We start from the raw sequence: 12,575 nt of genomic DNA, 5'->3' as shown, positions 1-12,575 counted from the left end.
CGGCGGGAGACGGCGTCAGGCAGGCTCGACCCGCAGAACCGTGCCGTCCGCCCCGGTCACGCGCATCCGGGCGCCCACCGCCGCGTCGGGGCCGGTCGCAGTCCAGACACCGTCGCCGACCTTGACCCGGCCCTCGCCGCCGCTGATCGGCTCCACCACGGTCACGGTCTGGCCGACGAGGCGGGCGGTGCGATCATTGAGCAGGGGGTCGGCAGACGCGACCGGATGGTCGGCATACCAGCGCCGCCCGCCCCAGACCGCCGCAATGCTGAGGGCGGCAAACAGGAGCAGCTGGACGGGCAGGGCGATGGGCAGGGCGAGCGCGGCAAGGCCGGTCAGCGCTGCCGCGATCGCGATCCAGATCAGGAAGACGCCGGGAACCAGCACTTCCCCCACACCCAGCAGGGCGGCGAAGACCAGCCAGGCCCAATGATCGTGCAGCAGGCTCAGCCAGTCGGTCATGGCCGGGCACTCCCTGTTTTCGCGTTATTCCAGTTCGGGCGGCGATGTGTCGCCCCGACCCCGTGCCTGGCGGACGGGTCGGGAGACGGGTTCTCGCTGTCGCGGGAATGACGGCGACGGAAATCAGTCGGTCGCATCACGCTTATCCCTGCGCCTGTCCGAAGGGGCCGCGCCTCGGCGCGGGCGGCGGGGCGCTGGGTGTGGGCGCGTCGCCGCCCAGCGCGTCCTTCGCCAGCGCGCCGATGCCGCCCAGGGTGCCGATCAACTGTGTCGCCTCCACCGGGAAGAGGATGGTCTTGGCGTTAGGGGAGGTGGCGAACTGGCTCACCGCCTCGACATATTTCTGGGCGATGAAATAGTTGAGCGCCTGCGGGTTGCCGGCCGCTATGGCGTCGGACACCATCTGCGTCGCCTTGGCTTCTGCCTCCGCCTCGCGCTCGCGCGCCTCGGCATCGCGGAAGGCGGCTTCGCGGCGGCCCTCGGCCTCCAGTATCTGGCTTTGCTTCTGCCCCTCGGCCTTCAGGATTTCGGCGGCGCGCATCCCTTCGGCATCAAGGATATTGGCCCGTTTCTCGCGCTCCGCCTTCATCTGGCGGCCCATGGCGCTGACGATGTCGGCGGGCGGGCGGATGTCCTTCAGCTCGACGCGGGTGATCTTGATGCCCCAGCTGTTGGTGGCCTGATCCACTACCGACAGGAGGCGCGCGTTGATCTCGTCGCGCTTGGACAGGGTTTCGTCCAGGTCCATCGAGCCCATGACGGTGCGCAGGTTGGTGGTCGCCAGTTGCATGATGGCGACATAGAGTTCGGACACTTCGTAGGCCGCCTTGGCCGCGTCCAGCACCTGGAAGAAGACCACGCCATCGACCGACACCATGGCGTTGTCCTTGGTGATGATCTCCTGCCCCGGAATGTCGACGACCTGCTCCATCATGTTGATCTTGCGGCCCACCGCGTAGAAGAAGGCGGGGTAGAAATTGAGGCCGGGCCTGGCCACTTCGGTAAAGCGCCCGAAGCGTTCGATGGTATATTGATAGCCCTGCCGCACCACCTTCACGCTGACGGCGAGGTAGAAGAGGACGAGGCCGGTAAGCGTAAGCGCGAATGTCGTCAGCATGTCCAAATCTCTTCCCCCCGTTTCGCAGGCTTGGATTATGCGCCCTAATCGTTAACGGGGGAAGTCAAACCGCCAGGGTCCGATCCGAGGGAGAGTCTCCATGTTGCTTCGCCACGCCCGTTCGCTGCTGTTCCTGCCCGCGTCCAATCCCCGCGCGATCGCCAAGGCGCGGAGCCTGCCCTGCGACATGGTGATCCTGGACCTGGAGGATGCGGTGCCCGAAGACGCCAAGGAAGCGGCGCGGGCCGGGGCGATCGCGGCGCTGGGCGATGGCTTTGGCGGACGATTGAGCGCGGTGCGGATCAATGTGGAGGGCACGCCCTGGCATGGCGCCGAAATGGTGGCGGTGAAGGCGTCGGGCGCCGACTATGTCGTGCTGCCCAAGGTCGAGCATCCCAGGCAGGTGCGGGACGTGTTCAGCGTGTGCCAGAAGCCGGTGATCGCGATGATCGAGAGCGCCAGGGGCGTGCTGGCTGCGCCGGCGATCGCGGGGGAGGAGGGCTGCGCCGGCCTGTTCATGGGCAATAACGACCTTCGCAAGGATCTGTGCATTCCGCCCTCGGCCGGGCGGTCGGGCCTGTCTCACGCGCTGCAGGCGGTGGTGCTGGCGGCGCGGGCGACGGGGATCGCGGTGTTCGACGGCGTGTTCAACCGGCTGGAGGACGAGACGGGGCTCGAGGCGGAATGCGCGCAGGGGCATGAACTGGGCTTCGACGGCAAGACGCTGATCCACCCGAGCCAGGTGCCGGTGGCGAACCAGGTGTTCGGGCCGGACGCGCAGGCGGTGGCGGACGCCCGGCGCCTGATCGAGACGGCGACCGGCGGGGCGGAACGGTTCGAGGGCCGGATGATCGAGGCGATGCATGTCGAGGAGGCGCAAGCCCTGATCGCGCGGGCCGAGGCGGTGGGGCAGTAGGCGGGTTGGCCAAGCCGGGCGGGTCGGCTTTTCTCTTTGCGGTCAGGGGGAATGGCCGAGATGGCCCATGCCGCGTTGTTCGGCGCGGATGTCGTCGTCCTCGCTATACCAGAAGCCGATCGCGGCATGGCCCTTGAACGCGGCCATGGAGGCGAAATTCCTGGTCCGGTGGACGAAGTGGAGAAAGCCCTATTTGATGGCTTCGCTGGCCTGCGGCCGGGCGGCGTGGACCAGCGTGCGGAAATGGGTGAGGGTGGGGCGGGCGAAGTCGGCGTGGGTGGTGATATAAGCGTCGACTTTCGACTCTTCGGTCATCTCGCTCCCCCCTCATCCGACTTCGCCTGGCCGTTTCGCGGCACGGCTTCCTATCCGTCTCCCTAACCGGAGAAGATTTTACTTGTGCCTGGCCGTGAGCAGATAGTTGATCGCCTTGTTGCTCGACAGGGTGAAGCCGCTGCGCGGATCGAAGGCGAGGCCGCTGCTGTCGGTGACGTCCAGGCCCGCTTCTTCCAGCAGTGCGGTCAGTTCATCGGGCGTGAGGAATTTGTGCCAGTCATGCGTGCCCTTGGGGATGCCGCCGACGCTTTCGCCGATGGTGATCATGGCGAGGCGGGAGAGGGGCGTGCGGTTGGGGGTCGAGAGGATCATGAAGCCGTCGGGCGCCAGTTTTCCGGCGAGCGCGCGCACGAAGGCGGCGGGATCGGCGACATGCTCGATCACCTCCATCGAGGTGACGAGATCGAAGCCGCTGTCGGTCATTTCCTCCACCGGGGTGGCGCGATAGTCGATGGCGAGGTGCTGGCCCTGCGCATGAGCGGCGGCGGCGGCGATATTTTCCGGGGCGGCGTCGAGGCCGGTGACGGTCGCGCCGAGGCGCGCCAGCGGTTCTGCGAGCAGGCCCGCGCCGCAGCCGACATCGAGCGCGCGCCTGCCGGCGAGGGGCCGAAACGTCTGCTCATGGCCGGGCCAGTGGCGGTCGATCGCCGCGCGGATATAGCGCAGGCGCACCGGGTTCAGCTTGTGCAGCATCGCGCTGGAGCCGGCGGGGTCCCACCAGTCGGCGGCCATGGCGCCGAAATGGGCGGCTTCCTTCGGGTCGATCGTTGCGGTGGTCTGGGTCATCATGCACCTTGGCTTCTGGCGACAATGGCGGTTAGCCATCTGGCTGACATTTCGGGATCGCGACCATCTTTCTATCGTTCGGATCGAGCCTGTCGAAGCCCAATAGTCTCTTCAGGAAAGGGACGGCCCTTCGACAAGCTCAGGGCGAACGGCGGAAAGGGGATATCGATTTCTCCGCTTTTTAGCAGGCCAGCGACGGTAGGCAAATGCGCCTATCCCGTTGAACGTAAATAAGGCGGGTGGGCGAGCGGCGACGATGCGGCGAGCCGCGCCGCAGGATTGCTTGCCATATCCGTCGCGGCTGCTAATAGGAGCGCCGTTTTGCCCCTTTGGGACATATTCTTTCACAACAGCAAGCAGGTTCGACAAGCAAATGGCGCGCATCGTGATGAAATTCGGCGGCACCTCCATGGCGGGGATGGAGCGAATTCGCAACGTGGCGGCGCGCGTCAAGCATGTCGTCGACCAGGGGCATGAAGTGGCGGTCGTCGTGTCGGCCATGGCAGGCGAAACCGATCGTCTGGTAGGCTTCTGCAAGGAAGCCTCGCCGCTTTACGACCCGGCGGAATATGATGTCGTCGTCGCGTCGGGCGAGCAGGTGACGAGCGGCCTGCTGGCCATGACGCTGAAGTCGATGGGCGTGGACGCCCGCAGCTGGCTGGGCTGGCAGATGCCTATCCGCACGACCGAAGCCCACGCCAAGGCGCGGGTCGAGAAGATCGACACCGAGGCGCTGCTGGCGGAGATGGCATCGGGCCAGGTCGCGGTGATCCCCGGTTTCCAGGGCATGATGGCCGATGGCCGCGTGTCGACGCTGGGCCGGGGCGGGTCGGACACGTCGGCAGTCGCGGTGGCGGCGGCGGTCAAGGCCGATCGTTGCGACATCTATACCGACGTGGACGGCGTCTACACCACCGACCCGCGCATCGTGGCGCGCGCCCGCAAGCTGGACCTCGTCACCTATGAGGAGATGCTGGAACTGGCCTCGGTCGGCGCCAAGGTGCTCCAGACCCGCTCGGTCGGCCTCGCCATGAAGGAAGGCGTGGTCGTGCAGGTGCTCTCTTCCTTCGATGATCCCACCCAGGACGACCTCCCCGGCACGCTGATCGTGAGCGACGAGGAACTGGAAGCCAAGCTCAAGGAAAGCAAGATGGAACGTCAGCTCATCACCGGCATCGCCCATGACAAGAATGAGGCGAAGATCATCGTCACCCGCGTGCCCGACAAGCCGGGCGCGGTCGCCAGCATCTTCGGCCCGCTGGCCGATGCGGCGATCAACGTCGACATGATCATCCAGAATGACTCCAAGGACAATGAGGAGACGGACGTCACCTTCACCGTCCCGCGCGCCGACCTGGCCCGCAGCGTCGACCTGCTGGAAGCGAACAAGGAAGAGATCGGCTTCCGCCGCATCATCACCGACACCGAAGTCGCCAAGATCAGCGTCGTGGGCGTCGGGATGCGCAGCCATGCCGGCGTCGCCGCCACCATGTTCAAGACGCTCGCCGACCGCGGCATCAACATCGAGGCGATCTCCACCAGCGAGATCAAGGTCAGCGTGCTGATCGACGAGGACGAGACGGAACTGGCGGTGCGTGTGTTGCACACCGCCTATGGCCTCGACGCCCCGGCGGCTTGATTTTTTGCCTCTCCCCGGTCAGGGGGGGAGAAGAGAAAGGGTGAGGGGGCTGTTTCGGCATGTTCCCACCCCAACCCCTCCCCGACGGGGAGGGGCTTTTTGTATCTTGAAGGCTAGACATATGACCACCGCCAAACTCGCTTCCCTGATGGCCCGCGGCACCGAATTTCTCGGTTGCGAGACCGCGATCCTGTGCGGGGCGATGAGCTGGGTATCCGAGCGGCATCTGGTGTCGGCCATTTCCAATGCTGGCGGTTTCGGCGTTATCGCCTGCGGCGCGATGACGCCCGAACTGCTGGACAAGGAGATTGCCGCGACCAGGGCCATGACGGACAAGCCGTTCGGCGTGAACCTCATCACCATGCACCCGCAGCTGTTCGACCTGATCGAGGTTTGCGCGAAGCATGAGGTGAGCCATGTCGTGCTGGCCGGCGGACTGCCGCCCAAGGGCAGCATCGAGGCGATCAAGCAGAAGGGCGCGAAGCTGATCTGCTTCGCGCCGGCGCTGGCGCTGGCGAAGAAGCTGGTGCGGTCCGGGGTCGATGCGCTGGTGGTGGAAGGTATGGAGGCGGGCGGCCATATCGGCCCGGTGGCGACCAGCGTGCTGGCGCAGGAAATCCTGCCCGAGATGGCGGAGCAGGTTCCCGTCTTTGTTGCCGGCGGCATCGGCCGGGGCGAGGCGATCGCCGCCTATCTGGAAATGGGCGCGGCGGGCGTGCAGCTGGGCACCCGCTTCGCCTGCGCGAGCGAGAGCATCGCCCATCCCAATTTCAAGAAGGCCTTTTTCCGCGCGTCGGCGCGCGATGCGATCGCCAGCGTGCAGATCGACCCGCGCCTGCCGGTCATCCCGGTGCGGGCGCTCAAGAATGCGGGGACCGAAGCCTTCACCGCCAAGCAGCGCGAGGTCGCCAATCTGCTCGACAGTGGCGCGGTGGACATGGGCCAGGCGCAGCTGGAGATCGAGCATTATTGGGCCGGCGCGCTGCGCCGCGCGGTAATCGACGGCGATGTCGAGGGCGGGTCGCTGATGGCGGGCCAGTCGGTCGGCATGGTCACGAAGGAAGAACCCGTCGCCGCGATCATCGCCCAGTTGATGGACGAAGCTGGCCAGGCGCTGGAACGGCGAGCCGCCTGAGGGGTTGCGGTGAACGGAGCATAAGGCATATTCCCCCTGCGCCTTTTGCCCGGCATGAACGGGCATCATGCCCTTCGGAGAATTTGATGTCCGTAACGCGCCGTTTTCTTGGGCGAATTTCCCTTGTGTCGCTGGTTGTGCTGGCGGCTTGCTCGACCCCCAAGCCGCCACCGCCGCCGCCCGCGCCGCCACCGCCGGTCGTCCCGACTATCCGTCCCACGCCGCCCAACAATGCGGCGGAAGGGATGAGCCTGCCGACGAAGGACGAAGAGGGCGCCTATCTGACGCCCAATCGGAAGGTGACGTCCAATACCGCGCTGTGGCACGTCCGCATGGCGCTAAACGTCGCGGCGCTGAACTGCGAACGCTATGGCAGCACCGCGCGCCTCCAGTATAACCAGATATTGACCGTGCATAAGGCGGTGTTGACCGATGCGAACGCAGCCGTCGACCGCAACTACAAGGTCGCCTATGGCCGGGCGGGCGTGGGTTCGCGCGAGCAGCTCAATACCATCGTCTATAATTTCTTCGCCCTGCCGCCAGTCATCAAGAGCTTCTGCCCGGTGGCGACGGCCGTTGGCACGAAGATCCTGGCGATGCCGTCCGGCGCCTTGCTGGCCTATGCGCCCGAGGCGCTGAAGGAGCTGGAAAAGCCCTATCAGGAATTTTACGCCGCCTATGCGGACTATCTGCGCCGGCTGGCCGAATGGCAGTCGCGCTTCGGCGGGACGGTGACGGTGGTGGTGTCGCCCACTCCGCTGCCGCCGCCGCCCGTGCCGCCGGGCGAGGCGCCGCCGCCAGGCGGCTGGTCGCCCAGCTACACGACCGCGTTGGAAAAGGCGCCGCCGCCGCCGGCCGATGCGCCGGCCACGCCCGCCCCATCGCTGTCCGGTCCGCCGCCAGTGGTGCCGACCCTGCCGGGCGCCGCGCCGAGGCTGATGGAGCAGCCGCTGCCGACGCCGTCGGAGTAGGCGCGGGGGATCAGTCGCGCGCGTCGAAGGCGGCGCGTGCGGCTTCCACCGTCTCCCGATGGCGCTCGGCCCAGACCCAGACGCCGCAGAAGGCGGCGCTGAGGCTGTTGCCGAGCGGGGTCAGGGCATAGTCGACGCGCGGCGGAACGACCGGATGGACGGTGCGGGTCAGCAGCCCGTCGCGTTCCATGTGCCGCAGCGTCTGCGTCAGCATCTTCTGGCTGATGCCTTCGACCTGCCGGCCGATCTCGGTGAAGCGGAGCGTGCCCTTCTCCTCCAGCAATTCCAGCACCAGCAGGGTCCATTTGTCGGCGATGCGGCCGATCAGCTCGTTGACGAGTCGCTCGACGCGCGGGTCGATGTCGGTGGGGGATTCCGTCGCCAGATGTCGTTCAGCCTGCACGATGTCGTCGGCACGGAATCGATTTTCGAGCAGATTTGTCATTTCTTACCCTCAGGTGAGTACGGCACTTTATGGTGCCTACTTTCCAAAAGAGAGCATAAGTTTAGGGTGTCGTCAAAGCCAACCGAAGGAGTTGACCCATGCAATCCACAGGCAAGACCATTCTCATTACCGGCGGCGGTTCGGGCATCGGCGCGGCGCTGGCGCATGAACTTCATGCCGCGGGCAATCAGGTGATCATCGCCGGGCGGCGGCGAGGAGCGCTGGACGCGGTCGTGGCGGCGCACCCCGGCATGGCAGCAATGGTGCTGGACATGGCCGATCCGGCGGCGATCACGGCGTTCGCGAGCCAATTGGTCGCCGACTTCCCTGCCCTCGACGCGGTGCTGCTCAACGCCGGCATCATGGTGGCCGAGGAGAAGATCGACCTCGCCATCGCGGAGGCGACGATCGCGACCAATTTGCTGGGACCGATCCGCCTCGCCCATGCGCTGCTGCCACATCTGGAGGCGCGGCCGGCCGCGACCATCCTGACCGTGTCGTCAGGACTCGCCTTCGTGCCCCTGGCGGCGACGCCGACCTACAGCGCCACGAAGGCGGCGATCCACAGCTGGTCCCTTTCGATGCGCGAGCAATTGAAGGACACGAGCGTGGAGGTCGTCGAGATCGTTCCGCCCGGCGTGCAGACAGATCTGATGCCGGGCCATGCCGAAAACGACCAGATGATGCCACTGGCGGAATTCATGGCCGAGACGATGGCGCTGCTGCGGCAGGAGCCGACGCCCGCGGAAATCCATGTCGAGCGGGTGAGATTCCTCAGCGAGGCGACGAAGCGGGGCGAGTTCGCGCAGGTGTTCGGGATTCTGAACGGGGCGCATTGAGAGACGCGCCGCCTTCTCAGTTCCGTTCGTCCTGAGCTTGGCGAAGGGCCATCCTTGTTTTAAGAACAGGCAGGGCTTCGACAGCTTTCCCAACTAGGCGATGGGCCGAACGGGCATGGAATTCGGCAAGCGAGGCCACGTCCTCCCCCAGTCATGGGTATAAGTCCGGGACGGCCCGGCTCTCTTGTGGAAGGAGAGCCGTCATGGCCTGGATCGCGTTGTTTTTTGCCGGTCTGCTGGAAATCGTATGGGCCTTTGCGATGAAGCAGTCGCAGGGGTTCACGCGGCTGGCGCCCAGCCTGATTACCCTGGGTGCGATGATCGCGAGTTTCGGTCTGCTGTCGCTGGCGATGCGCAGCCTGCCGCTGGGGACGGCCTATATGATCTGGACCGGGATCGGCGCGCTGGGCGCTTTCGCGGTCGGTGTCGTTTTCCTGGGCGAGGCGATCAGCCCCGCGCGGCTGGTCGCGGCGGGGCTGATCCTGTCGGGGCTGGTGCTCATGAAGCTGACGGCGGCCCATTGAGCATGTCGGGCGCCTTGGGGGGCAGCGGGAAGAGGGTGGCGAAACGTTCCGCCAGCCCCCTGTCGCCTTCGACCGTCAGCGCCTCCGCCACATCCTGATAGCGCGCGCCACCATAGAGAACCGCGGCCAGCGCATTCTGGTCGCCGCTGACGATCGCGTCTGCGCCGGCCGCGGCGCCCCGGTCGATCAGGAAATCGCCATCCTTGAGTGTCGCGCGAAATTCCTCCTCCCCAAAACGAAAGCCCAAGCTGGCGTCCATGTCACCGATCCGGCCGCGGTCGATCATCGTACGCATCGACAGGATCACCGAAACCTGGCTCATCGGCTTGCCGGGCTCCATGGTGGGCGAGCGGCAGGCCCATCGGCCCAGCACCTGAAACAGGATCTCCGACTCGCGGCCCCAGTCGGTCAGTTCGTAGATCTGGCTGGCGGCGGGCGGGGGCAGGCGACGGCGGATGAGGATGCTGGCGGCTTCCAGATCCTCCAGTCTTTGCGTCAGCACATTGGCGCTGATTCCGGGCAGGCCGGCGCGCAGGTCGGTGAAACGCTTGGGGCCGAGCATCAGTTCGCGCATGATCGGCATAGCCCAGCGATCGCCGATAATGTCCAGCGCATGGGCGACGGCGCATCCGTCCTGATAGGCACGTTTTCTGGGTGGCGGACTCATTGGTTATCTTTTCTAACGTATATGTTGCATAAAATAATCAATAGGCGCAGAAAGTTCAAGCCGTGAGTCGCGTGGCCCGAGGAAGGCGCCTGCGACCGATAATATTCCGAGGAGAAGTGAGATGGCGACCGAACCCGCTCCGAAGATGATTTTCGTCAATCTGCCGGTCGGTGATCTGGGCGCCTCCATCGCCTTCTATGCGGCGGTTGGGGCGGCGCCAAACCAGGATTTCGCCGACGAGAGCACGCAGATGATGAGCTTTTCCGAGAGCATCCACGTGATGCTGCTGACGCGGGAGCGCTTCCAGGGCTTCACGCCGCGCAAGATTCCCGACGCGCATGAAACCGCACAGGTGCTGCTCGCATTGAGCGAGACGAGCCGCGAGGCGGTGGATGCGACCGTGGAAAGCGCGCTTGCGGCTGGCGGCACCGAACCGAACCCACGGCAGGATCATGGCTTCATGTACGGCCGTAGTTTCGCGGACCTGGACGGCCATATCTGGGAAGTGGCGTGGATGGACATGGCGGCGGCGCTGGCCTCGGGACGGTCCGCCGAAATGTGAAACAAGAATGAGGAGAGAGACGATGGCCTATATGGACGGTTTCGTGATTCCGGTGCCCAAGGGTAACAAGGAACGCTATCGGGAGGTGGCGGCCTACGCCGCGCCGATCTTCATCGAGCATGGCGCGACGCGCGTGGTGGAATGCTGGGCCGACGACATCAAGCCCGGCAAGGTCAATGATTTCCGCACCGCCGTGATTGCCGAGGCGGATGAGGAAGTTGTCTTTTCCTGGGTCGAATGGCCCGACAAGGCGACCCGCGACGCGGGCGCGGAAAAGGTTATGAACGATCCCCGGATGCAGCCCAAGGAGGGCGAAGACATGCCCTTTTCCGGCGCGCGGCTCATCTATGGCGGCTTCGAGGTGCTGCTCGACGCGAAAGCCTGACACCTGTTGCAGGAGAAAGACGATGACCGACTTTTCCGGCAAATTCTTCTGGTATGAGTTGATGACCAGCGACCCGCAGGCCGCGCTGGCCTTTTATGGCGATGTGCTGGGCTGGACCAGCGCGCCCTTCGGCGGCGATCTGGCCGAACCCTATCATGTCGTTTCCGGCAGCGCCGGGCAACTGGGCGGGGTGATGGCGATTCCGGCCGAAGCGAAGGACTGCGGCATGACGCCCTGGTGGGGTGGCTATGTCGGGTCTGCCGACGTGGATGGCGACGTCGCGCGGCTGAGCGCGGCGGGGGGCGGCGTGAAGAGGCCGCCTGAGGACATATCGGGCGTCGGGCGCTTCGCGGTGATGAGCGATCCCGGCGGAGCGGTGTTCATGCTGCTCAAGGGCGCCAGCCCGGATGGCATGGATGCGCCGCCGCCGATGGCGTCCGGCCATGTCGGCTGGCATGAACTCTACAGCGGCGATTTCGATGCGGACATGACCTTCTACACCGGCCAGTTCGGCTGGACGAAGGGCGAAGCCATGGATATGGGCGAAATGGGCAGCTATCAGCTCATTTCCCAGACCGGCGGCAGCGATTTCCAGAGCATGACCGGCGGCGTCATGCCCGTGCCGCCGATGATGCCCGTGCCGCTCTGGCTCTTCTATTTCGTCGTGAACGACATCGACGCGGCGGTCGAGCGGGTAACGGCGGGCGGCGGACAGGTGCTGAACGGCCCTATGGAAGTGCCCGGCGGTGCGTGGATCATCCAGGCGACCGACCCGCAAGGCGCGATGTTCGCGCTGGTCGGGATGCGTCAGGATCAGGGAGAGGCGTGATGGACAGGATTTCTCCTTGCCTGTGGTTCGACGGCCAGGCCGAGGAGGCGGCGCGTTTCTATGTGTCCGTCTTCGGCGGGTCGGTGGACCATGTCAGCCATTATCCCGAACACAATCCCTCTCCATCGCCGTTGCCGGGCGGCAGTGTGCTGCTGGTCGAGTTCACCCTGTTGGGGCAAAGCTATCAGGCGCTGAACGGCGGGCCTCAATTCAGCTTCGACGAAGCGATATCGCTGTCGGTGGCGTGCGAGGATCAGGCGGAGCTGGACCGCTATTTCGATGCCCTGACCGCCGATGGCGGCAAGGACGGCCCGTGCGGCTGGGTGACGGACAAATATGGACTGTGCTGGCAGTTGGTGACGCGGCAGATCATGGCCAATTACCGGACGGACGACAAGGCAGGCATCGCGCGGATGATGCAGGTGATGATGACGATGCGGAAGCTGGACACCGCCGCGATGCAGGCCGCATTCGAGGGGAGGGCCGCATGAACAGCACAGAGCATGAACTATCCGTCACCTGCCATGTCGCCGCCCCGCGCGCGATCTGCTGGAAGGTGTGGACGGACCTGAAGGACGAATGGTTCTGTCCCAAGCCATGGCGCGCCGAGGTGATCGAGGAGGATCTGCGCCCCGGCGGGCGCAGCGCGGTGCAGATGTTCGGCCCGGATGGCGAGGAGACCGGGCCGATGGAGGGCGTCTTCCTGGAGGTCTTGCCGGGCGAAAGGGTCGTCACGACGGACGCCTATGCGGCGGGCTGGGTGCCCCAGACCCCGTTCATGACCGCGATCTGGAGCTTTGCCGACGAAGGGGAAGGAACGCGCTTCACCGCCACCGCACGCCACTGGGACGCGGAGGCCAGGGCGCGGCATGAGGAGATGGGATTCCGTCCCGGCTGGGACCAGATGATGGCGCAGTTCAAGGCGCTCAGCGAGACGTCGGCGGCGAGCGCCTAGCTGGACC

17 protein-coding genes are annotated in these 12,575 nt (G+C 65.6%); 11 read left to right on the top strand and 6 right to left on the bottom strand.

Going from position 1 to position 12,575, the window contains the following annotated elements; genetic code table 11:
• Positions 1–15: 15 nt before the first annotated feature.
• Positions 16–462: an NfeD family protein gene (locus A7Q26_RS12985; protein ID WP_066860143.1), complete on the bottom strand. Its 447-nt coding sequence runs from the start codon at positions 460–462 to the stop codon at positions 16–18.
• 142 nt (positions 463–604) lie between these two features.
• The gene (locus tag A7Q26_RS12980) at positions 605–1,579 is read right to left on the bottom strand and encodes an SPFH domain-containing protein (RefSeq protein WP_066860140.1); all 975 of its coding nucleotides are present in this window, start codon (positions 1,577–1,579) and stop codon (positions 605–607) included.
• A 100-nt stretch (positions 1,580–1,679) separates the two neighbouring features.
• Between A7Q26_RS12980 and A7Q26_RS12975 the strand changes: the two genes are divergently transcribed.
• The gene (locus tag A7Q26_RS12975) at positions 1,680–2,495 is read left to right on the top strand and encodes an HpcH/HpaI aldolase/citrate lyase family protein (protein WP_066860137.1); all 816 of its coding nucleotides are present in this window, start codon (positions 1,680–1,682) and stop codon (positions 2,493–2,495) included.
• Positions 2,496–2,684: 189 nt separating this feature from the next.
• Here the strand turns inward: A7Q26_RS12975 and A7Q26_RS26165 are convergent, their stop codons facing one another.
• On the bottom strand, positions 2,685–2,810 hold the full coding sequence (locus A7Q26_RS26165) for a hypothetical protein (protein ID WP_269747255.1): 126 nt from the start codon (positions 2,808–2,810) through the stop codon (positions 2,685–2,687).
• Between the two features lie 78 nt (positions 2,811–2,888).
• Entirely contained in the window at positions 2,889–3,620 is a 732-nt protein-coding gene (ubiG, locus tag A7Q26_RS12970; RefSeq protein WP_066860134.1) for a bifunctional 2-polyprenyl-6-hydroxyphenol methylase/3-demethylubiquinol 3-O-methyltransferase UbiG, read from the bottom strand.
• A gap of 370 nt (positions 3,621–3,990) precedes the next feature.
• Here ubiG and A7Q26_RS12965 point away from each other — a divergent pair, with 370 nt between their 5' ends.
• The 3 genes from A7Q26_RS12965 (at position 3,991) to A7Q26_RS12955 (ending at position 7,362) form a co-directional block, all read left to right on the top strand.
• Positions 3,991–5,256 (top strand): aspartate kinase, encoded by a 1,266-nt coding sequence (locus A7Q26_RS12965; protein ID WP_066860131.1) that lies wholly within the window; start codon positions 3,991–3,993, stop codon positions 5,254–5,256.
• A 121-nt stretch (positions 5,257–5,377) separates the two neighbouring features.
• The gene (locus tag A7Q26_RS12960) at positions 5,378–6,391 is read left to right on the top strand and encodes an NAD(P)H-dependent flavin oxidoreductase (protein WP_066860128.1); all 1,014 of its coding nucleotides are present in this window, start codon (positions 5,378–5,380) and stop codon (positions 6,389–6,391) included.
• Positions 6,392–6,477: 86 nt separating this feature from the next.
• Complete coding sequence (locus tag A7Q26_RS12955; protein WP_066860125.1) at positions 6,478–7,362, top strand: hypothetical protein; 885 nt, start codon at positions 6,478–6,480, stop codon at positions 7,360–7,362.
• A gap of 10 nt (positions 7,363–7,372) precedes the next feature.
• On the opposite strand, the gene A7Q26_RS12950 is transcribed toward A7Q26_RS12955, so the two are convergent.
• Positions 7,373–7,807, bottom strand: a complete 435-nt coding sequence (locus A7Q26_RS12950) for a winged helix-turn-helix transcriptional regulator (protein WP_066860123.1) — start codon at positions 7,805–7,807, stop codon at positions 7,373–7,375.
• Between the two features lie 98 nt (positions 7,808–7,905).
• Here A7Q26_RS12950 and A7Q26_RS12945 point away from each other — a divergent pair, with 98 nt between their 5' ends.
• Positions 7,906–8,646 (top strand): SDR family oxidoreductase, encoded by a 741-nt coding sequence (locus tag A7Q26_RS12945; protein ID WP_066860120.1) that lies wholly within the window; start codon positions 7,906–7,908, stop codon positions 8,644–8,646.
• A 203-nt stretch (positions 8,647–8,849) separates the two neighbouring features.
• Positions 8,850–9,170, top strand: a complete 321-nt coding sequence (locus A7Q26_RS12940) for a DMT family transporter (protein WP_066860117.1) — start codon at positions 8,850–8,852, stop codon at positions 9,168–9,170.
• Here A7Q26_RS12940 and A7Q26_RS12935 read toward each other — a convergent pair.
• On the bottom strand, positions 9,145–9,837 hold the full coding sequence (locus tag A7Q26_RS12935) for a winged helix-turn-helix transcriptional regulator (protein ID WP_066860114.1): 693 nt from the start codon (positions 9,835–9,837) through the stop codon (positions 9,145–9,147). The two genes, A7Q26_RS12940 and A7Q26_RS12935, sit on opposite strands and share 26 nt — an antisense overlap.
• Positions 9,838–9,958: 121 nt before the next feature.
• Between A7Q26_RS12935 and A7Q26_RS12930 the strand changes: the two genes are divergently transcribed.
• From A7Q26_RS12930 to A7Q26_RS12910, 5 genes are read left to right on the top strand one after another with little or no spacing between them, the layout of a single operon-like run.
• Positions 9,959–10,399, top strand: a complete 441-nt coding sequence (locus tag A7Q26_RS12930) for a VOC family protein (protein WP_066860112.1) — start codon at positions 9,959–9,961, stop codon at positions 10,397–10,399.
• A gap of 22 nt (positions 10,400–10,421) precedes the next feature.
• Positions 10,422–10,784: a DUF1428 domain-containing protein gene (locus tag A7Q26_RS12925; RefSeq protein ID WP_066860110.1), complete on the top strand. Its 363-nt coding sequence runs from the start codon at positions 10,422–10,424 to the stop codon at positions 10,782–10,784.
• A gap of 22 nt (positions 10,785–10,806) precedes the next feature.
• Positions 10,807–11,613 (top strand): VOC family protein, encoded by an 807-nt coding sequence (locus A7Q26_RS12920; RefSeq protein WP_066860108.1) that lies wholly within the window; start codon positions 10,807–10,809, stop codon positions 11,611–11,613.
• Positions 11,613–12,104: a VOC family protein gene (locus A7Q26_RS12915; RefSeq protein WP_066860106.1), complete on the top strand. Its 492-nt coding sequence runs from the start codon at positions 11,613–11,615 to the stop codon at positions 12,102–12,104. Before A7Q26_RS12920 ends, A7Q26_RS12915 begins: the two co-directional genes overlap by 1 nt.
• Complete coding sequence (locus A7Q26_RS12910) at positions 12,101–12,568, top strand: SRPBCC domain-containing protein (RefSeq protein WP_066860104.1); 468 nt, start codon at positions 12,101–12,103, stop codon at positions 12,566–12,568. The genes A7Q26_RS12915 and A7Q26_RS12910 overlap by 4 nt, the downstream gene beginning before the upstream one ends.
• The last annotated feature ends 7 nt before the right edge of the window (positions 12,569–12,575 follow it).

Source organism: Sphingobium sp. TCM1 (assembly GCF_001650725.1).
Classification (GTDB): domain Bacteria; phylum Pseudomonadota; class Alphaproteobacteria; order Sphingomonadales; family Sphingomonadaceae; genus Sphingobium.
This window is presented reverse-complemented; position numbering and strand designations above follow the sequence as displayed.